21 protein-coding genes are annotated in these 20,965 nt (G+C 45.2%); 2 read left to right on the top strand and 19 right to left on the bottom strand.

The features are described from left to right. Positions 1–44: 44 nt before the first annotated feature. The 10 genes from MHH25_RS12580 to MHH25_RS12535 all read right to left on the bottom strand — a co-directional run bounded on the left by MHH25_RS12580 (position 45) and on the right by MHH25_RS12535 (position 12,105). The gene (locus MHH25_RS12580) at positions 45–1,955 is read right to left on the bottom strand and encodes an AraC family transcriptional regulator (protein WP_340020115.1); all 1,911 of its coding nucleotides are present in this window, start codon (positions 1,953–1,955) and stop codon (positions 45–47) included. Between the two features lie 236 nt (positions 1,956–2,191). After that, a complete protein-coding gene (gene msrB, locus MHH25_RS12575; protein ID WP_340020114.1) occupies positions 2,192–3,280 on the bottom strand; it encodes a peptide-methionine (R)-S-oxide reductase MsrB in 1,089 nt (362 codons plus the stop codon). 16 nt (positions 3,281–3,296) lie between these two features. After that, on the bottom strand, positions 3,297–3,878 hold the full coding sequence (locus MHH25_RS12570; protein WP_340020113.1) for a redoxin family protein: 582 nt from the start codon (positions 3,876–3,878) through the stop codon (positions 3,297–3,299). An 18-nt stretch (positions 3,879–3,896) separates the two neighbouring features. Then, entirely contained in the window at positions 3,897–4,622 is a 726-nt protein-coding gene (locus tag MHH25_RS12565; protein WP_338708934.1) for a cytochrome c biogenesis protein CcdA, read from the bottom strand. Positions 4,623–4,656: 34 nt separating this feature from the next. Beyond that, the gene (locus MHH25_RS12560) at positions 4,657–5,697 is read right to left on the bottom strand and encodes an ATP-binding protein (protein WP_036670551.1); all 1,041 of its coding nucleotides are present in this window, start codon (positions 5,695–5,697) and stop codon (positions 4,657–4,659) included. Next, positions 5,694–6,398 (bottom strand): response regulator transcription factor, encoded by a 705-nt coding sequence (locus tag MHH25_RS12555; protein ID WP_340020112.1) that lies wholly within the window; start codon positions 6,396–6,398, stop codon positions 5,694–5,696. Before MHH25_RS12555 ends, MHH25_RS12560 begins: the two co-directional genes overlap by 4 nt. Positions 6,399–6,475: 77 nt before the next feature. Then, positions 6,476–6,973 carry a hypothetical protein gene (locus tag MHH25_RS12550; RefSeq protein WP_340020110.1) on the bottom strand — a complete coding sequence of 166 codons (498 nt, stop codon included), beginning with the start codon at positions 6,971–6,973 and terminating at the stop codon, positions 6,476–6,478. Between the two features lie 166 nt (positions 6,974–7,139). Further along, positions 7,140–9,689, bottom strand: a complete 2,550-nt coding sequence (locus tag MHH25_RS12545) for a glycoside hydrolase family 2 protein (protein ID WP_340020109.1) — start codon at positions 9,687–9,689, stop codon at positions 7,140–7,142. Positions 9,690–9,936: 247 nt separating this feature from the next. Then, positions 9,937–10,968: a LacI family DNA-binding transcriptional regulator gene (locus MHH25_RS12540; protein ID WP_340020108.1), complete on the bottom strand. Its 1,032-nt coding sequence runs from the start codon at positions 10,966–10,968 to the stop codon at positions 9,937–9,939. Positions 10,969–11,157: 189 nt separating this feature from the next. Then, positions 11,158–12,105, bottom strand: a complete 948-nt coding sequence (locus MHH25_RS12535) for a DMT family transporter (protein ID WP_036609019.1) — start codon at positions 12,103–12,105, stop codon at positions 11,158–11,160. A gap of 165 nt (positions 12,106–12,270) precedes the next feature. Here MHH25_RS12535 and MHH25_RS12530 point away from each other — a divergent pair, with 165 nt between their 5' ends. Next, complete coding sequence (locus MHH25_RS12530) at positions 12,271–13,146, top strand: LysR family transcriptional regulator (RefSeq protein WP_340020107.1); 876 nt, start codon at positions 12,271–12,273, stop codon at positions 13,144–13,146. 42 nt (positions 13,147–13,188) lie between these two features. Here the strand turns inward: MHH25_RS12530 and MHH25_RS12525 are convergent, their stop codons facing one another. The 5 genes from MHH25_RS12525 to MHH25_RS12505 all read right to left on the bottom strand — a co-directional run bounded on the left by MHH25_RS12525 (position 13,189) and on the right by MHH25_RS12505 (position 16,466). Beyond that, on the bottom strand, positions 13,189–13,386 hold the full coding sequence (locus MHH25_RS12525) for a hypothetical protein (RefSeq protein WP_036670545.1): 198 nt from the start codon (positions 13,384–13,386) through the stop codon (positions 13,189–13,191). A 30-nt stretch (positions 13,387–13,416) separates the two neighbouring features. Next, positions 13,417–13,899: a tetratricopeptide repeat protein gene (locus MHH25_RS12520; RefSeq protein WP_340020106.1), complete on the bottom strand. Its 483-nt coding sequence runs from the start codon at positions 13,897–13,899 to the stop codon at positions 13,417–13,419. Positions 13,900–14,286: 387 nt separating this feature from the next. After that, positions 14,287–15,144 carry a heme o synthase gene (cyoE, locus tag MHH25_RS12515; RefSeq protein ID WP_340020105.1) on the bottom strand — a complete coding sequence of 286 codons (858 nt, stop codon included), beginning with the start codon at positions 15,142–15,144 and terminating at the stop codon, positions 14,287–14,289. 156 nt (positions 15,145–15,300) lie between these two features. Beyond that, positions 15,301–15,867: a hypothetical protein gene (locus tag MHH25_RS12510; RefSeq protein ID WP_017688959.1), complete on the bottom strand. Its 567-nt coding sequence runs from the start codon at positions 15,865–15,867 to the stop codon at positions 15,301–15,303. A 245-nt stretch (positions 15,868–16,112) separates the two neighbouring features. Then, the gene (locus MHH25_RS12505) at positions 16,113–16,466 is read right to left on the bottom strand and encodes a DUF3243 domain-containing protein (protein WP_340020104.1); all 354 of its coding nucleotides are present in this window, start codon (positions 16,464–16,466) and stop codon (positions 16,113–16,115) included. Between the two features lie 246 nt (positions 16,467–16,712). Here MHH25_RS12505 and MHH25_RS12500 point away from each other — a divergent pair, with 246 nt between their 5' ends. Further along, positions 16,713–16,928 carry a hypothetical protein gene (locus MHH25_RS12500; RefSeq protein WP_036670540.1) on the top strand — a complete coding sequence of 72 codons (216 nt, stop codon included), beginning with the start codon at positions 16,713–16,715 and terminating at the stop codon, positions 16,926–16,928. Positions 16,929–17,044: 116 nt separating this feature from the next. On the opposite strand, the gene MHH25_RS12495 is transcribed toward MHH25_RS12500, so the two are convergent. The 4 genes from MHH25_RS12495 to MHH25_RS12480 all read right to left on the bottom strand — a co-directional run bounded on the left by MHH25_RS12495 (position 17,045) and on the right by MHH25_RS12480 (position 20,872). Continuing rightward, on the bottom strand, positions 17,045–17,962 hold the full coding sequence (locus tag MHH25_RS12495; RefSeq protein ID WP_091017013.1) for an NAD(P)/FAD-dependent oxidoreductase: 918 nt from the start codon (positions 17,960–17,962) through the stop codon (positions 17,045–17,047). A gap of 181 nt (positions 17,963–18,143) precedes the next feature. After that, the gene (locus tag MHH25_RS12490; protein ID WP_253507756.1) at positions 18,144–19,775 is read right to left on the bottom strand and encodes an S-layer homology domain-containing protein; all 1,632 of its coding nucleotides are present in this window, start codon (positions 19,773–19,775) and stop codon (positions 18,144–18,146) included. Positions 19,776–19,869: 94 nt separating this feature from the next. Beyond that, on the bottom strand, positions 19,870–20,469 hold the full coding sequence (locus tag MHH25_RS12485) for a nitroreductase family protein (protein ID WP_074094703.1): 600 nt from the start codon (positions 20,467–20,469) through the stop codon (positions 19,870–19,872). 148 nt (positions 20,470–20,617) lie between these two features. Then, positions 20,618–20,872, bottom strand: coding sequence for a hypothetical protein (locus tag MHH25_RS12480; protein WP_340020103.1), 255 nt, complete (start codon positions 20,870–20,872; stop codon positions 20,618–20,620). Positions 20,873–20,965 lie beyond the last annotated feature (93 nt).

Below are 20,965 nucleotides of genomic sequence, written 5' to 3'. Positions count from 1 at the left end.
CCGTGCTGCTCAGCAAACTGGGCGGCACGGTTTTTTGAAGTTCCTTATTTAGACGGTGTATTAAGTCCAATAATCCATTCAGCCAGATCCTGTGTCTGTTTCAACAAGGCAATAGGGTCACGGAACCAGGAATGTTCTTCCGTCCATATGTACACTTTTCCATTTTTGATAGCAGGCAATGAACCCCAGATCGGATCTGCCTGAAGGTCTTTCAACTGAGACTTGCTGGTCAGCACAATGTAATCTCCAGCGTATTTGGAGAGCAGTTCTATGGAGAATTCATGATAGGCGCCCTGCATCAACTCGGATGGAATGTTCTTTGGTGCTTGCAAACCAAGCAATTCGTAGATGTTACGCCCTCCCCGGCCCGACTGATTGCCAAAAATGAAGACTTGGCGATCATATTCCTGCATAACGGAGAATGTAGCATCAGCTGGAACAACACTCTGCACCTCCTGCTTGATTTTGGCAATCTCCTCATCAAAATCAGCCAGCCACTTCTCTGCTTCCGCTTCTTTGCCAAGGACTTTACCGAAATAGTTCACTTCGTCCTTGAGTGTCGGAAAAGTGATGGATGCGATCGAAACGGTCGGAGCAATCTTGCTATATTTCTCATAAGCCGCCTTGTCCGGATTCAATGTAATAATGAGATCAGGTTCCAGCTCCATCAATTGTTCAACGGAATCCCCTATCGTTTCAAGACCATCCATGTGACCTTCCAGATAAGGACTGTTCATTAGAAATTGGCCTCCACCAATCGGTTTGACACCAAGAGCAAGCACCGTTCCCAGATAATCTATGGCAGCAACTCGCTCGGGATGTGCAGGAATCTCTACCTCACCAAAGGTCGTATTTACCATTTGGGTCTCCACGACTGCCGGTTGTTCGGGTTCAGCCGCAACTTCGGATGTTTCTGCCCCCTGCTGGGCTGTTCCACAAGCACTCAATGTGAGTACAAGCGCAAGCGACATGATCGCTGATTTAAAATGGTTAAACATGTTGATTTCCTCATCTCCCTTATATTGATAATGATTATCATCATCAATTAAAGGATAACGTTCATCCCCTCCTGTTACAATGGATTGATTTGTTGCATTTAATGTACTTTTTGAAACTGATTTCGAGTTTTCCTGCTGCTTCAACCGATATTGCCCTGGTGTGATTCCAGTCTCTTTTTTGAATATACGATTGAAATAAAACGGGTCCATATAACCCACATACGCAGCAATCTCCTGTAATGAAGCTTCTGTGGACGCAAGCAGACTCCTTGCCTCACCCATTCGTAACCGAATCACATATTCTGTAGGTGTACATCCCGTCTGTTCCTTGAATTTGCGTGATAAATATTGCGGACTGTAACTCAAGGATTGGGCAAGCAAATCAAGTGAGATGGATTCCCGGTAATGAGCTTTGATATATCGCAAAACCTGATCGGTAAGCGAAGGCTGTTCAAATTCGTTAGACATGCGACTCCGCTGTAACAAGACAAGCTGTACCAGTTGAAAAAAATACACTTTGACCTGAATTTTGCCCACTCGCTCCTGCCCTGACCAGCATTCATGTATATTCCGCACAAGCTCACGCAGCTCAAGTGTATGATCCGGCACTGTCGCCCAGGACTCTTCAAACGGATTACGCTGGTTCAACATCATTCGGTACTCCACAAGCACATTGGAGGGCAAGGTTGATTTGTACAAAATCAGATGTACCTCCATAACCCCTGTCGCTTCAAGTGTCAGACGTCTTCCTTTTCCCCCATGCAGCAGCAAGAACTGGTTTGTAGTCCATACCTCTTCATCCAGCCAGACATGACCCCTGCCTTGAACATACACAAATGCACTGGTTGGTAACACATAATTGCGTATGAACTCGTGTGTTGCGAGTGATATAAGACGCACATCAAGCACGCGAACCTGAACCTGATCCCACAGCTTGATGTCATTCTGAATTCCCATATAAACTCCCTCTCCTAAGCGATCAAACACACACAATACCTTGGTATTGTAACTAAAAACCCACCTATAATTGATAATGATTATCAATTATAACAATGATGGAACCATCTTTGAAGCCTACCTTCGTTTTTGTTAGATGCTGCAAAATAAAAAACGGTCGAAATCCCTCATAGAGAGATCTCAACCGTTCTAAGATTATGGCCTTATTATGTTTTGATAAAGTCAGCTGCCCTTCTCTACTCGATAAATGACAATAAATACCCGTACCGTTCTTCCTCCATCTTGTCTAACGGAATAAACCGGATCGATGCACTGTTAATACAGTAACGTTTGCCGCCGCGATCTTCGGGACCATCATCGAACACATGACCGAGGTGGATGTCACCTGCCCGGCTTCGTACCTCCGTGCGTTCCATCCCAAAGCTCGTATCCGTTGTATAGGTAACAACCTCAGGTACAATCGGCTTTGTAAAACTCGGCCACCCGCAACCGGAATCGTACTTATCCCGGCTGGTGAATAACGGCTCTCCCGTTGCAATATCCACATACAGACCGGGCTCCTCATTATCCCAGTATTCGTTACTGAACGCATGCTCCGTATCATTGTTTACCGTGACCGCATACTGTTCGTCTGTTAATCGTTCCTTTAATTGTTCATCTGTTGGACGTGGATATTGAGCGGGATCAATTCCAATCTCCAGGTCATCCAGGACAGTCATATCAATGTGACAATATCCGTTCGGATTTTTTTCCAAATAATCCTGATGGTACTCCTCCGCCAAATAATAATTCTGCAGAGGCATCACTTCCGTTACAATGGGTTGGTCATATTTTTCTTGCTCTGCCTCTACAGCCTGCTCGATAATTTTGGCATCTTCAGGTAACGTATAATATATGCCAGTCCGATACTGAACTCCACGATCATTGCCCTGCTTATTCAAGCTGGTAGGATCAATAACTCGAAAATAAGATTCAAGCAATTTCTGCAAAGATACTTGCTGCGGATCATATTTTACATGAACAGTCTCCGCAAACCCCTGCTCCCCGCGAATAACATCCTCATAGGTTGGATTCTCTCCTTCACCGTTGGCATAACCGGAAGTCACATCCTGAACCCCCGGAATACGAGCCATATATGCCTCCACACCCCAGAAACAGCCTCCTGCCAAGTACAGGTTACTCAGGTTTTCCTCGGAGACACTCGATGCCTTGACAGGTTGAGTGGATATCGAAGATGAAGATGAATGGCTCTCAGCCCTGTTTCCACAAGCAGACACAACTATCGCTATAACAAGGAGGCACAGGCCCAGCAACGTCCTTTTCATGACACTTCCTCCTTTCTCACAAAATCTCTTGTAATGATTCCATGATCTGTTCATTGGATGCATGCCCTGGCTGCGATTTCGTTAAAATACCATCAGAGCCAATATAAAAGGAACTAGGATATGCTCTTACACCAAATTTCTTGGCCCATACACCTTTCTCATCCAAAAGAACAGTTATGTTATCATATGGCTGTTGGTCAAACCATTCAGTAAACGCTTGGGAGGATTTCTCTCCCTTGTAGTCTGGCGTCACAATCGTAATGACTTGAAAATCATTGTTTTGACCAGCCAGATTGTTCAGGTCTTCCAAACCCGCAAGGCAGATGGAACACCAGGAAGCCCAGTATTTCACATACACTTTCTTGCCTTGAACATCAGAAAGTCCAACCGTGTTTCCTTTCAAATCACGCAATGAAAATTCAGGAGCCGTCTCGCCCTTGTTCATCATGGTTGACGAACTCATATCGGATGTTGATGCTGGGGCTGATGATGACCCCGTTTGTTTTGATTCAGTTTGCTGTGCTCCACATGCGCTCAAGATCAACAGGGTTCCAGCAAATACGATTACAGATACCATCCATTTCCGTGCCGTCTTCATACCAAATTCCTCCAATGATTATTGAAACCAGGTCACCAAGCTGTTTAGTCGGTCTGTCATTAACAATAGTCCCATGACAATAAGAATACAGCCGGAAGTTATTTTGATGACGCCCATGTACTTGTATAAACGACGTATCCGCTTCATAACATATTCCGAAAAAACGGACAGAATCAGGAAAGGAATCGCCAATCCAAGGGTATACAGGAACATGAGAAACCCGCCATACAGTGGAGAGCCTTCTCCTGCGGCGATACCAAGAATGGCCGCCAGCACAGGCCCGATACAAGGCGTCCAGCCAAAACTAAACGTTAGACCCAACAGGAATGCTCCGACATACCCTCCCCGTTTGGCTTGATTGCTTGACAGCTTTCTCTCCCGTTCCAGCCAGGATAGTCGGATCAAACCGGTTTGATAAATCCCAAAAAGCACCACGATGGCTCCGCAGATCGCAATAAACACAGGACTTGAGATCAAATTACCAACCATGCCGGAACCAAAACCGAGTAAAACAAATACCAGGGACAGCCCAAGAACAAATAAAAATGTCCGCAAAACAAGTGTGGACCGCAACCGAACCGAATGGGTGTCAGGCTGCTGCTGATTCGTACCGTTGACCATGCTTCCGGATAGATAAGACACGTATACCGGGATCAGCGGCAGAATACATGGCGCAAAAAACGATAACAATCCTGCACCAAAAACCCCGAAAAGAAAAACCAAATCACTGGTCAAGTCATTCACCACCTGAATAAATACTACGTTTGATTAACCAAGGTTAACGACTGACGTAGATCGGAAGCGTGAACCAGAAGCAGCTTCCTTCTCCTTTTGTACTCTGAACCCCGATCTCGCCACCATGGAGTTCCACAATTGATTGAGCGATGGCAAGGCCAAGCCCGGCCCCCCCATTACTCTTGCTGCGTGATTTGTCAATTCGATAAAAACGTTCAAATATACGTGAAGTTTCCTCGGCTTCAATGCCTTCCCCTTCATCCGTAACTGAAATTCGTATAAACGGCCCCTTTTCTTCGGCAGCCAGAATGATTTTCCCTTCAACAGGAGAGTATTGAATGGCATTTTGTAGCAAATTGGAAAGGACCCGCTTCATTTGTGCAGGCATCATGACCGCGGCTGGTAATTTATCGGGCAAATCGATTTCAACGTTCAGCGTTTTCTCGGCGAGATGAAACGAAAAACTCTCCAACGTACTGAGCAGCAACTCATCGACGTGACAAGGCTGAGGGTCGAATACCTCCCCTTGCGCTTCCAGGCTGGATAATTCAAACAAGTCTTGAATAAGCCCTCCCAAACGCTTCGTCTCAAGTCGTATCGTGTTCAGGTAACGTTGAAAGGTTTCTTTATCCTTAATGACATCATCCTCCAACGCTTCGACGAATGACTGAATGGATGCCAAGGGAGTCCGTAAATCATGGGAAACATTGGCGATCAACTCTCGTCTCGCGGTTTCTGAGTGATGCAGATGATCAAAGCTTTCCTTCAGCTTGGAACTCATTTCATTAAATTGCTGTGCCAGAAGCTTAAATTCCTGCGTACCGATGAGAGGGACTTCCGTATGGAAATCCCCTTCGGCAATTCGTATCGTCTGCTGTGTAATTCGCGCAATTGATTTCTCTAATGGCTTAGTCAGCAAATATTGAAGAATAAACGAAAGTAAGCCTACCCCTGCCGTTATAGCCGATAACCAATACAATTGTTCGATCGTAAGCAGCATTTTGGAATAACTGATGAACAAACAAATTAATAATACGCCAATGCCTGTGAGACTGGACAACACCAAGTATGTGCGAAGTTTCATGAACTGCCACCCGCAAACTTGTAGCCTATGCCCCAAACTGTTTTAATATATTTTGGCTCAGAAGGATTCTGTTCGATCTTCTCTCGTAATCTCCGAACATGTACAGTCACCGTTGTTGTATCTCCCTCATAGCTAAAATCCCAAATCTTGCTTAACATCTGGTTACGGGAGAACACCTGACCCGGGTGACTTGCCAGCAAATACAACATCTCAAACTCTGTAACGGTCAATTCAATGGCCTGCCCGTTGATGTGCACTTCACGCTTGGTAAAATCAATGGTAAGCCCTTCATAATTAATCGTATATTCAGATGTTGTTACAGGTGATGCCTGCGCAGTTCGCATTCTCCGCAGGATTGCCTTCACACGCAAAACAAGTTCTCTTGGACTGAATGGTTTGGTCAGATAATCATCCGCCCCCATCGTCAGTCCCATCAGACGGTCCTGTTCCTCACCCCGGGCCGTCAGCATTACAATGGGCACATCCTCAGTTTGCCGAATCTCGTTGCAAACTTCCCAGCCATTCTTATGTGGCATCATCAGGTCGAGCACAATCAAGCTTGGCGTTTCGCTGCGCCACAGCTCAATAGCCTCCAAACCGTCCTTAGCCGTCACGACAAGATAACCTTCCCGTTCCAGATACCTGCGACAAACGTCCGTAATATTTGTATCATCATCAGCAACCAGTACACATTCATTCAAACGAACCCACCCCATATTCCAGAAAATACATTTGAGCCAATCATATCATATGGTGATGGCGATGCTTAGCCCTTAAATTACTTCATTCCCATGGCTGGCATCATGTATTGTTTAATTACTGACTCAGCCGCATACGTATTCCCATCATGGATGACAGGCATCGATTTCAAGTTAACTTGCATACCGTCTACCATGATTTTTTTCGATCCAATCCACAATTTAATCGTTTTTCCCGCAGGCATCATCGTTTCTTCCATCATCATGTCATCTTTCATCATCATGTCATCTTCCATCATTTTGTCGTCTTTCAGCTTCATGTCGTCTTCCATCATGGTGTCGTCTTTCATCATCTTGTCGTCCATTTTGCCCATATACATCAGAGTTACAGATCTATCCTTGCTGTCCCACATAATGCTGTAATCATACATTTTCGCCGCCTGTCTCAATTGAACAAGCTCCATGCCATCCTTTTTAATCGTTTTCATATCTGCAGCACTTGCCAATCCAGAAAAGGCCATAGACATCACCAATACCGCTGCTACCATCACTTTTTTGCTCTTAATTGTTTTCATCATTCTTATCACTCTCCATTCGTTTATTACTTACATGGATTACAATAAGCAAGACAGCTTACGATTCTCTAAGCGAAGTATTACGAAACCATTACGATATATAAATGAGGTCAGGTTTCAATAAAAAAACGGTTGAAATCTCTCTTACGAGAGACTCCAACCGTGTCTTCTAGGTCAAACGAATAAAATCAATCATGGATCGAACCTCGATCGGTCCCGGATTTGATATCACATCATTAGACTGCAATCCCTCTCTGGAAGTGAACTGCACCTTCACCGGAATGCCAGGAATCAAGTCGAAGAAGTTATCTGAGAAGACACCCTCCACATCCGAAGATAACCATACCTGTTTAGCAAGCACGTCACTTTCCAGTACCAGATGAACGCCGTTCTCATCCGCTCCCCCGCTTACATTGATGTTTGCAGGCTGCAGAGCAAGGTCTTTGGACGGTACAAAATAGTGTTCCTGTACGATATTCGTCGCACCTTCCTGTTTCAGATCCAGGCGCAGCAGCGTGTTAGCTGTATCATGACCTTCAAGCCATTCCACGTTACGTAATGACAGCACTCGATCACCTGTATTAGATGCCAAGGTCACGTCATGTGTTTCATCACGATGCACCGTTCCATCGAACCCGAGCAAACGAATCTGTAACTGCCCTTTTACAGGTTGTAATTGATCCGAGATGATATATATATCTGTTGTATCTTCTTTTGTTCCATCTACCGATACCAACACATCGCTGAAGCTGCGTTTCGCATAATATTGCAATGCTTTCCAACGACCAAGGTAGTCCATACCTGCCCATGAAGCCACTGGCCAGCAGTCATTCATTTGCCAGTAAAGTGTGCCCATGCAGAATGGTTTGCGGCGACGGTGCGCTTCAATGGCTGTCTTCATCGCTTCCGCTTGAAGCACCTGACTCATATACAGGAACGATGGGAAGTCCTTCGATTCATGCATGTACATATCCATGTACTGTTTGATCAGACGATTACCTGCTCCATTCTTTTGATGAGCCAGCATGACTTCCGACTCCAGAGCCAGATCCTCTTCTTCTGCGTAAGTGCGTACTGACTTGTACTCCGGGAAAGACTGGAATCCGTATTCACTCATGAAACGACCCACATGCACGTTGTAGTTCTCGAATGGTTCTACATTGTGCCACACGCCCCAGTAGTGGATATCCCCTTCAGCTGTGGATGGGTGCGCATGCTGCGTCTCATCCCCTGTCAGTGATACCAGTGGTGAGGAAGGCCAGTAATCCACACCTGGCGAATACGCTTCAACGACTTCTGGCAGCAGATCATGGAAGATGGCTTCGTAATCGGCCCAGATGCTCTCACGCTGCTCGGCAGTATATTCCTTTTTCCAACCCCAGCCACCATTCTCAACATAGTGAGCCCAAGCCGAATCAATCTCGTTATTCCCACACCAGAGTGCAATACTTGGATGGTTGCGCAGACGTTTCACATTATCAATCGCCTCATGTCTCACACTGTTCAGGAACGCTTCATCTCCTGGATACATGCTGCATGCAAACATGAAGTCTTGCCATACCAGGATTCCGTATTCATCACACAGTTCGTAGAACACATCCTGCTCATAGATTCCGCCACCCCACACGCGTAGCATATTCATATTAGACTCGGCTGCGGATATGATCTCATGACGATAACGTTCATGAGTAATTTCAGTGATGAAGCTATCATTTGGAATGTGATTGGCCCCTTTGGCAAAGACCGCAACACCATTTAGTTCAAAGTAAAAGGATGCTCCTGCTTCATCTTTGTCACGTACCAGCCGAATGGAACGAAGCCCCGTCTTCACTGTAGATTCAGCCACAGCTCGCTCACCTTGAAGCACTTCGGTAAGGAAGTTGTACATATGCGGATCACCAAGTCCACGGCTCCACCACAGTTTCGGTTCATTAATAGAGATTGGAATCTCCACAGTCTGAGTTCCGGGTTGTAGTGATACGGATCTTTCCCATCTCTGTCCATCTGCGCCGATACGAATAATCGTATCTACCGCTTGTGATGTCTCGACTTCCACAACAGCAGTTAATGAAGCTGAGGTAGCGCTTACTTCATTTTGCTGGATATACACATCATTGATTCGTACCTGTGTCCAACCTTCAAGACGTGCTTCACGCCAGATCCCACTGGTTACAAAACGCGGCCCCCAGTCCCAACCATAGTGATACGGGGCTTTACGTGCAAAAATACTTACTCTCTTGTCGCCAAGTCCACCAACATCGGACTGATCATTCGATGCAGGTAATGCATATCCGAGCTTCTCCAGCTTCGGCAGATCTTCCTGAATTGGTGACCGAAAACGTATTCGAAGAATGTTGCCGTTCCCCTTCAATACAGACTTTACATCTGCCTTCCATACCCGGAACATATTATCTGCTGATAACACATGCACATCATTCACATACACATCCGCATATGTATCCAGACCATCAAACACCAGTTCCAGATGTTCTTGGGAGAACAACCCTTCGGCAACGTCAAATTCCGTCTGATATTCCCAATCTATCTTATCAATCCATTGTACTTCCTTCTCGTTTGTTCCATAAAAAGGATCTGGAATCTTGCCCAGCTTCAGCAAATCTGTATGCACACAGCCGGGTACCTGAGCCGGCATCCACTCTTGATCTTCGCAAGCCTTGAACGTCCAATTCTGAAAAACATGTGATTGTATTGTGCTCATGACAGCCTCCATTGTTGTTAGAGTTGGTAAATATTATTTTGTTAGGTTTTGTTATTATAAAAACAAATAACTTACAAAACAAAATTAACACGATATGCTTCTTATAGTCAATCTGTTTTGTGATTTAATTTGTTAAACAATCTCTGCATAACAAAAAGACATGAAGCTCTAACCTCTCCATGTCTTTCACCTCATTTCATTTACACCTATGATCATTGTTAAAATGAGCCCGTAAATTCATATCCCATTACAGTATACTGGCGTTATATTCATCACGAATAATTAATTCCGAATAGATCAGCTTGCGTTCATAAGGTTCATCCAGGTGTTTGATCCGCCACAATAGCTGGTCTACTGCTCTCGTTCCCAGATTCTCTTTGTTAATATGTACCGAAGCAAGAATGGGTTCATCCGTCTGCGTATTGTCAAATCCGGTTACGGTACAACGTTCGGGCACCTGAATGCCTCGACTTTGGAGTGCCTGAATGACAATGACAGCTGTATGGTCATTTGCACATACAATAACTTCAGGGATATCCTCCAGCTCCATTTCAGCAATGGATCTTCGGATCTGATCATACTCGGGTCCCAGCAAGCCGTCTTGCTGGGACCCCTCCAACTGTTTCTCTTCCAGCACCATACGATATCCAAGCCAGCGTTCTCTAAAACTTGCTGCATCGGGCAGTTGCCCGGCAAACTGGAATCTTCTATACCCTTTTCCAACGAGCATGAGAACCAGTTCTTTCATACATTTCATATTGTCCGTAAAAACCGAGTCTGCGTATATGGCAGGGTCTTCATGATCCACCATGACAAGCGGAATACGCAGTCTGTAAATCTCCAGCAATACCGATGTCGAGATGGTGCCCACGGTTATGACTCCGCTGATTGCTTCGGGATTAAGGACCGAGAACATTCGATCGGAAGAGGGTTCTGTCAGCGTTAAAATATCCATCCCCTTCTCATTCAACCTCTCAGAAATGCCATCAAATACAGGCCCCCAGTATAAGGAAGCTCGATTCTGAGAACGAATGTTGGGAAACAAAATCAATATGGTGCCTTGTCGCTCCGCTTCTGGCTTCATCTCCGTTGATATCTGTGTCTCCCCCGGATAACGCTTAGGCTCAGTTCTGAAATACCCGAGCTGCCCCGCTGTTCTGACAATCATCTCGCGTGTATGCTCACTCACACCAGGCTTGCCCGTCAGCGCACGGGAGACTGCGAATTTGGACACCCCCGCAGCATCCGCAATTTGCTGCATCGTTACTCTTTTGGCCATCCTACTCACCCGTTTTTCCTAATTTTCCATTCAGTGTAGCATAAAAAACAAAAATCAACAAAACAAGGTTATGTTATTTTGTTTTTGTTAGGTAGTTGTTTATCTGTTTCACAAGGTGTACGACATAACCAAAAAAGGCCCTCTCCCCACCTTCCATAGAAGATGACGAAAGGACCTTTTATCCCCCAATTATATGCCTGGTGCTCCCTGATCGCCAAGTTCCGACTGTAAAACCGGGCGTTTTCTGCGCCAGAAGATAGGCTGTGGAAGTTTGATCTCTGTGATCAGAACACCAACCAACATCAAAGCTGCTCCCGCGTACCCTTGCAACGTTAGCGATTCCCCTTGAAAGGTAAATGCAAAGGCTGCTGCAAACAGTGGTTCGAGTGAAAAAATCAGACTTGTTCTTGTGGGAGAGGCATGGCGCTGCGCGAGTGTCTGCAGAATGTACCCCAAGCCGCTACACAAAACACCTAAGCCAAGAATGGCTGCCCAGGATTCAGCCGTATCGGGCATACGTGGCGTTTCCAGCATAAATGTAGCTGCAATTCCCCACATCGCTGCAACACCCAATTGAACTGTCCCCAATGTTAACGGATCATGCTTCGGTGTGAACTTGCCAGCAATCATTATATAGATGGCATACACAAGTGCTGCTAGTATGCAGAGAATATCTCCCGTGTGCAGACTAAGCTGATGCTGAAGCGTCAGCAAGCCAAGCCCGGTAACGGCAACCAGGATACTGAGTGTCAATCGTTTATCCGGCATACGACGATGCTGGATCGTCGTCAGGATCGGTACAAAAATAACGGCCAAACTTATTAGGAATCCCGCTTGGGATGTCGTGGTTCGTTGCACACCATAGGTGATGAATACAAATGCAGCGAATAAAGCTGTCCCCATAATAGCGCCTGCCACAAGTGTTCTGCGATCCATGTTAAACAACCGCCGATGAAAAAGAAGTCCTGCCGCAATAAAGGCAATTCCAAAACGAAATGCGACCAGATTCAATTCTTGCATGGACTCCAGACCCGATTTCATAAACAGATAGGAAGATCCCCATATAACCGTTGCGAGCAGCATCTGTATGTCCGCTCTTCTTGTTGCCTGACCTTGATTAACCTGTACACCATTCATCTTGCTTCAACCTTCATTCTATGTATTCTGAGCTGTGTGATCGTGCGTCAAACTAACTCGCCTTGGCAAGTATAAACGATCTCTTTGCATTATAAAAATGAATATTTATAATATATTATATGAAATAAACTCATACATCAAAAATGGAAAGGAACGGAACCATTCATGTCCCTGATCAAATACGAAATATTGAATACCGTTGTGGAATATGGCAGTCTCACCAAAGCGGCAGAAGCGTTGAACATCACCCAATCCGCAGTCAGCCATGCCATCGCCAGTCTGGAGACAGAATGTGGTTTTTCCCTGCTCCATCGCAGCCGCTCGGGTGTGCGGGTTACCGCTGAAGGGGAACGCATTCTGGGATACACACGTGAGATTCTGCGCTGGACGGAACTGATGAACCAGGAAATCTCCCTCATTCGCGGCGCGGAGATTGGTACGGTGCGTATTGGTACCTTCGCAAGTGTCTCCACACAATGGTTGCCGGGCATCCTGAAACAATTTCGCCTGCGTCATCCCGGAATTGAGATTAAGTTGTGGGAGGGCGATTATGCTGAGATTGAGGGCTGGTTGGCTGGAGGCGCCATCGATCTCGGATTTCTATCCCTCGGCGATTCATCACCTTTTGAGACGATCCCATTACAAAAAGACAGGATGATGTGCATCCTGCCTCTGGATCATCCTCTCGCCTCAGAGGAGTCTGTTTCGTTTGATGTTTTACTGGAACAACCCTTTATTCTGCCCAAGTGGGGCGGAGATAACGAGATTGAACGACTGATCCGGCAGCATGCGGCCAAGCTCAATGTCGTCTATGAAGTAGCCGAGGATCAAGCCATTATGGCGATGGTCCGTAATGGCCTCGGTATCAGCCTGCTTCCGGAAATGGTTCTTCAAAATCATACCGATTCACTCGCGCTCGTGTCACTCTCTGGAGATCCTTATCGTACAATTGGCATGGCCTGCCCATCTTTGGGCAATCTATCGCCAGCTACGCGGCGTTTCATTGAAGAGGTACAACAGTGGCTCGGCCAGGTAATGTAAATTTGGAGAACTCACTACCTCTGTCGTTAAGATCGATTTCTCCTATCCGTTACTCACAAATTGGATAACGCCGAGGGTCAATATCAGTACAGATATAATCCCAATCGTGATGCCAAAACCAATCAGGAAGCGCACGCCAGGTGAGCGTTTGTTCTGATGGCTGCCTCCCAGGTTATCCAATTTTCGCTCAATTTGATCCAACCTTTCATTTACCTGTTTCAGATCTTGATTGGAGTTCATTCATCCATCTACCTTTTCTTTGTATTCAATCTATTCCCACACCCGATCGAGCTGATCTGCGTAGTTACGGATGGCTCTGTTATAGTCATTGATTCTCTTGTCACTTGATGTGTCCGCAAGTTGCACGAGCAGTCGTTGCATCGCTTCTGCATGTTCACCCAGATTGTAGAGCACCATGGCATAGAAAACTTCAAATTCCCGGTACGCCGGGAATTCTTTCATCCCTTTTTCAAACCAAACCTTTGCCTGCCCATACTGTCCAAGCGTTCGATATGTGCTGCCCAACCCAAGTATCGCCCCTGCTCTGTCCTCATCAGAAAGACCAAGACTTAGTGCCTTCTCATAATGCGGGACAGCTTCCCGCTCCAATCCAAGTGAATCATGTGCCCAAGCCAGCTGATACCAGACATTTGCATTTTCGGGTTCCTGGACTGTAATCTCTTGCAGTAGTTCAATCGCTTCCTGCACCTTACCTTCTTGTCTCCATCGCACGGCCTGTTCCAAATTACTCATGCTGTCACTTCCCATCTTGCATTATAATTTCCACTTATATAATTCAATTGTTTTATTATACCAAAAAAGCACCCTAGAGAATATGTTGTAACAACTCAAGGTTGTCCAAACGCTATTCCATCGTGTGCTTTTTCATTCGATGCAGCTTGTTATAAAAAATGGACTAAAGCATATTTCCTCTGGACACTTCGATGACAGAACAACCTTCCGATCGCAGTTATCCCCGGATTTTTCGAATCATTTTAACAAAGGTGAAAATCCGGGGATAAAGGCGAACGCTTTCACTTCTTCAGCTTCTTTCTGTCCTCTCCGTTTTGTGTAAATGTTTAGTTCAATTTATATAGCTTAAGCTAAAATCTCTCTGAAAATGATCTGTTCATCACCTAATTAAGACCATACCGTATTCGCTACCATGACAATAAATACGAGCATCAGATAGTTCACCGAGATCAGAAAGTTCACTTTTGCCCACTTCTCATCATCCTGTGTCTTCAGTCCGCTAAGTGTATGCACGAACCAGATCAGTCCACCGACCAGAGATACAATCAGAAATACCAGACCTACGTAGTTGTAATAATACAACAGGAATACGGCAGGAAGCAGCAGAAAAACATAAGGAATCATCTGAAACTTGGTGCGTTTCACCCCTTTAACCACTGGCAACAACGGGAAGCCCGCAGCACGATACTCCTCTACCCGGCGAATACCCAATGACCAGAAGTGTGGTGGTTGCCACAAGAATAATAGTGCAAACAGCAACCAGGCACCTGCATCAATCTCATTGGTTACAGACGTATAACCGATGACAGGCGGCATCGCTCCCGCAATTCCACCCAGTGACGTGCTCCACGTTGAACTTCGTTTCAACCACATCGTGTAAATCACGATGTAAGCGAACCACCCAAGCAGTGCCATCCAGCCTGATAATGGGTTCACCAGGAGATACAGTACTGCTAGTCCCACAATACCAAGGATAATGCCATAGCCAAGTACAAACCCTGGCTTCAGATGGTTAATGTAATCCATCCTTTTTTTGGTACGCTCCATCTTTTGGTCCAATTCACGATCCCAATAATTGTTGATTACACAAGCTGAAGCAATAACCAAGGTTGATCCAATCACGACCATGAGCAGAGTTAACCAGTTGATATCCCATTTTGAAGCTACCCAGAATCCTACCGCCACCGCAAACACATTTAACCTTAGAAGTCCGGGCTTAGTTAATGCAATCATGTCTTTAAGCATGAGGCTCCTCCTGAACTATGTAAAAACGCCATTCCAATAATGATACATGTACCTACCATTAATTACAATCGCTTTCATGAATTTGTCATAACCAAAAAGCATCCCTCACCGTTCCAATGAACAGGAGGAATGCTTGATGATGAATTTCATCTTATTTTATGGGATGTATTGTTGCACAATTTTAGTAACTTTTCCGTCCTGCACCGTCAGGTGATACGGGAATACGGAGAGATCAAGAATACGGGTATTCTCATACAACGATTCGAACTTGGATAATGTCACAGGTTCATTCCACTGAATGTCTGCGCCCTGCATCGTACCATCCCGATCATACAACTGCATCAACACTTCAGCATTGGCACTAACTTCAACTTGTTCCTGCTCTTTGCTATCATTGACAATATAGTAACCATCTGGAGCACCGTCTATACCAGCTTCCGGATTACGCTGTGCAAAAATCGCATCGGCTTCTTCACCCTGATACCAGCCAATCTTGTCCACTGTCATAAACAATTTTCCGTCTTCTATATGCATACCTTCAACATAGGCTGTAAACATCTCGGAGTTTGCAACTTGAGCTTCTTTCGCAGAAGTTTGTTGAGCGTCCGTACTACCTTGAGCATTCGCAGGGGTAAGTAAATATGTAGTCAGCACAATCATACCAAGTAAAGCAACAACTGCACCGATCATTCCTAGTTTCCATTGTTTTGTCGCGTTCTTCATAGGTAACATCTCTCCTTAATATGAACGTTACTATTCCTTAACCGGAAGTCTTGCTTTTCAAACGCTCATGTGAACTATCGATTCCAACGTTCTTTCTTTTCCTATCATACTTCGAACAGGGATTATAAAAGTATCAGCCAGATTAAAAATAGTTACAATGTGCGTCATCACTCCTGTCTGTAGTCTCCGTAAACGGCAATAACCCCTGAAGGCATCGCCATTCAGAGGTTATTAACTTACTAATCTTAATGATTGGGTGTGGAGCTTTGCGCCAAACGAACGAGCATATGAGCCAACATGTGGCGTTCGTCTTCCTTGCCGACATTCCACAACTCCTGCAGCAGTTTTTCTTCACGATTACGGGGTTCCTCCCGAGCTGCCAGATAATCCGCTACTTTCTCGGCAATTTTGGCCATCTGCTCCTCACTTAGTCCAATCGATTCTCCCATGGCAATTCGCTTACCCAGGTATTCTTTGAACGCATCAAAGTTCTGTAAAATCTGTTCTCTTTCTTCCGGCGCAATCTTCTCAATTACATTGTCCACCTTGTCAGTTGATACTTGGCCATCTTTATGGATTACATGATTTTCTTCATTCATTTGAATAACCTCCTGCATAATAGTTATTTATTGGTTTCAAGCTTTAAACTCAATACTCATTGGTTATCTATAATATAAACGTATTGCAGAAGTTTAATCAGTACGTTCAATTCTGTATATATCTTCTATATATGAGCAAGTACACGTTTCAAAAGAACTACAGTGGTTAATCGTTTACATATACGTAACGGTGTTTGGATATGTTAATGAACACCTTATACAATATCGAACCAGGAGGGATTTCCCATGCGTGATAAAACCAAACATGAGAAGACAAACGATGAACTTGAACCAGGAGTGAATACCGTTATCCATCCAGACAAAAACAATCCCGGACCAACCGATATGATCGAAGGTGTGGTTGGTGATATCGTGGACAACATTCGCAAAGATTTCTCACATAACTCGAAGGACAAGAGCTCTTCTTCCAAGTCAACGGATTCATCGGATAAACAAGCGTAATCCTTTTCTCCCTAGCAAAAGATAGCTCAAAAAGTCCTCCTGCCACATGCATGGCTTGGGAGGACTTTTTTGGTAATGAGCAATGGAATAATCAACCTCATAGTTGGAGGTGAAATTCATCGTGAATCCTTGGTCATCTGCTGTAACGCCTTATGAATCCAGATCGCGGCAATGGAACCTTCACCCATCGCAACGGTTGCTTGTTCTGCGTGCAGGCCCAGATCCCCGGCAATCCACACATTAGTCGCTGCCTGCAAGCTGCGCGGATCGGCTTCCACATGTTTATTATCTGCGATTACAGCTCCCAGCTGCTCCGCCAGTTCATAGTGTACCCGGTTGCCGCCAAATGCGATAAATCCACGCTCCGACTCAAAAATCTGCCCATCTTCGGTCAGAACACCGGTGATATGGCCATCCTCAATCTGTTGTACTTCCTGAACAGCCGCTTCCAGATAACGAACTCCCGCCTCTTTCATGCTCCGATGCAGCTCTGCAGATATGGGAGCCTGCTCATGATTGATATATAACAGATCATTCGTACGCTGAATTAAAATCATCGCCATATTGGCACCTGGTTCGCCAGATCCCAATAGTACCGTACGTTGATCCTGAATCTCATAACCATCGCAATCAGGGCAGACATACACCGTTCGGCCCAGCGTAGGGGTTAGTCCCGGAATGTCCGGAACTCTATCCGTGAGCCCCGTTGCCAATAACACGGTTTTGCTCCTATATTCAGTTCCTGAAGTACCGAACAATTGGATCTTCTCTCCATGACGTCCTGCTTTAACAATACGGTCTTTCTCAAAAGATACACCGGTCCGCTCTGCCTGCATCCTGCCTCGTTCTCTAAGCTCTTCACCGGATACCCCATCGGGGAAACCGAGGATATTATGATAAGTCCGGCATAACGTCGATCTGCCTTCTCCCGCGTCGATTACCAACACCTGATGAGCTGAATAACGTCCAAGCTGAATGGCTGCCTGAAGCCCTGCGAGCCCTCCACCTACAATTATGCAATCAACCTCTCGCATGCTCCTTCTCCTCCTGAACTTCCATTTATCTAATTTAATTAAACAGTTTGTCCTTATATACATTAAACCGTTCAGCCAAGCTTAAACGATTCCTCATATTCCTTATCTTATACCAAAATAAACAGGCCCAAACCATCCGTAGGAATCACGGTGAGTTTGGGCCTATAAGATTTATGATTACTTAGAAGTTATAAGATTCAAATCGCGATGCATTCGAGATGGCGTTCCATACATCCGCTGTTTCGCCGCCCATATACCAGTAAGCCAGTCCAGCAATTTGCCGTTGCTCACTCATTAACACTTTGGCTGATAACGAACGACTGTCCTCTGCCCATATATATCTTGGCTTACCATTACTGTTGTACCCGATAATATATTGAACCAGACTTGCATCCCATCGTCTTACAGATCCCGTAGCATGCGCACGCATTCCCTGGTCTGCCAGTGTAATGTCCCAAGAACTGGTTGCCGGATTCACGGAAGACCAGTCTCGTGTATATAACGGAAGGGCCAAAATTGTTTTGGCACGTACCACCTCGGAGAGCATGGTATCCAAAGCCTTTTCTACCCATGGAAGAGACGCCACTGATCCTGCTTTCGGATCACCGTTCCAGTGTTCCTCGTATCCCATCAGCACCATATAATCTGATACAGCGCCCAGTTTGGCATAATCAAATGCATCCGTCCAATCAGTACCCAGGTCGGGCGAAACGTCCACGGACACCACAGCACCGAGTGCGTGCAACGTAGCTGTCAAAGAGGTCACAAATGCCGTCAGCCCTTCACGATCCGCAGGATCAACATTCTCGAAGTCCACATTAATGCCGTCCAATTTATAGGTTTTGACATAAGCGGCTACCTGTGAAATCACTGCCGCTCGGTTGGCTGAGCTGGATAACATCTGATGGGTAAGTGCCGAATCGGAACGATTCCCAAGTAATGGCCATAGCTGCCTGTCGGTGGCTGATGCCCAGGAGATCAATGCAGGGTCCGCGTGATCTGTTACTTTCATACTGCTGTTCAGGAAAAACCAGCGTGGGACAAGTGTGTTGACCTCAGACTGTTCCACTTGTTTCTTGAATTCAGTTGTAGTGGAGTTATATTGCCAGCCCAGCTGAACGCCAAGTTCATCCCCACGTTGTAACTGCTCAGACCATGTTTTCTTTTGTAAAATGGCATCGAGCATTACGGCTGCTTCTTCTCGCGTTACCTGGTCATGTGGTCGAAACACGCCTCCGCTTCCCCGCATTAGTCCAAGTTGATATACCGTCTGAACATAAGGACGTGCCCAGTCCGAGATATCCGCTGCGTCAAAATACGTTGAAGATAAGAGTGATGTCTCTACGGGTTGTTGTTTTAACATTCGAACAAGAAGGGCAGCCGCTTCTTCGCGCGTAATAGAAGCATTAGGCTGGAACGTTCCCTGACCCTTACCCTCCAGAATAAAAAGATTCGTCATGGCGGCAACATTGCCGTAATACCAAGCATTCATGCTTATATCCTGATAGGGATTAATATTATTTTTAACGGGCTTCAAACCTAGTAATCTCACCGCAAACGTCGCAAATTCTGCACGAGTAACGGCTTTCTTCGGTTCAAACGTAGTCTCTGACGTACCGGCAGCAATGCCTTTTGCCACCAGATGTGTAATGGCATCCTTGGCGTAACTGGTGTGCGTATCCTGAAACTGTTGCTGCACGGTTGCGGCCTGAACGGTAGAGCTGTATCCAGCCACCGATCCAAGTGTTAATAACCCGCATAAAACCGTTTTCCATATCCGTTGGTTCGTTATGTCTTTTAATCTATTATTCACATTAAAAAGCCTCGCTTCATTGGATTACGATCAACTATCATCGTATCAAATTGAAGCGAGGCCGTATGTGGTTAAATGTTGGGAAATGCGAAGCTTACTTGTGTACTTTTACGCGCTCTTCAATTGGTTGGAATTCTTTCTCACCCGGTGCTGCCGTTGGTTTACCAAATGGCATTTGAGCGATCAATCTCCAGTTCTCAGGAATGCTCCATTCTTGCTTCACTTTCTCGTCAATCAACGGGTTGTAGTGCTGCAAAGATGCACCCAGACCTTCTTGTTCCAGAGCAGTCCAGATTACCAGTTGTAACATACCGTTGGATTGGTTAGCCCAGATTGGGAAGTTATCTGCATAAGCTGCAAAATTTTGTTGAAGCTGTGCGATCGCATTGTTATCTTCAAAGAAGAGAACCGTACCATATCCGCTGCGGAATCCAGTCATTTTTTCTGCTGTGGATTTGAAGGCTTCTTCATTACCTACCACTTCACGCAAAATTTCTTCTGTGTGATTCCACAATTTATCATGTTGTTCACCGAGCAATACAACGGCACGGGATGTTTGTGAGTTAAAGGAAGTTGGTGTATATTTCACCGCTTCTTCTACGATTTCCTGGATTTTAGCATCCGAAATTGTAGATTCCTTGCTGATTCCATAATAAGATCTTCTGTTTTTCAACGCATCAAAAAAAGTTGTCATTCTTATTCGCCTCCCAAAATTTTTTTTCAATTGCCAACACAGTAACTATAATATAGTAACATACATTAGTCAACAAACTAATTTATTTTCACTAAATATACATTCACTGAAAACATTTCAACAAGTTTGCCCAATACAGCAATTGAAATTATCCTTCGCCCGTCTTTTTACGATAATCCGCCCGGTATTTCCCTTCCGTAGACGAGTTGCTTTTTGTCTGATCTTTATTCTTCTCTTCCTGAGCTTCCATATTCAGATCTTCCATCGGAATTGGATCTACAGTCTGTTCTTCTTCATGTCGGTCCAGCAGACTTTCGTGCTCTGTCTTATATTGTTCAGGATTGTCATGGGATTGTTCCTGATGGGTATCGTTGTTATTCTGATCCGGTGTGCGCTGTTTCATTCATATTCGCCTCCTCTGGGTTCATTACCTTTCTTTACCTGTTCTGCGTGTCCTCTAAACACAGTGGTATGCATTCCTCAAACGAAAATCAAC

The organism is Paenibacillus sp. FSL H3-0457 (assembly GCF_037981725.1).
In the GTDB taxonomy this organism is placed as follows: domain Bacteria; phylum Bacillota; class Bacilli; order Paenibacillales; family Paenibacillaceae; genus Paenibacillus; species Paenibacillus amylolyticus.
Note: the sequence above shows the minus strand (reverse complement) of the source record. Positions and strands in the feature narration are given on the sequence as shown.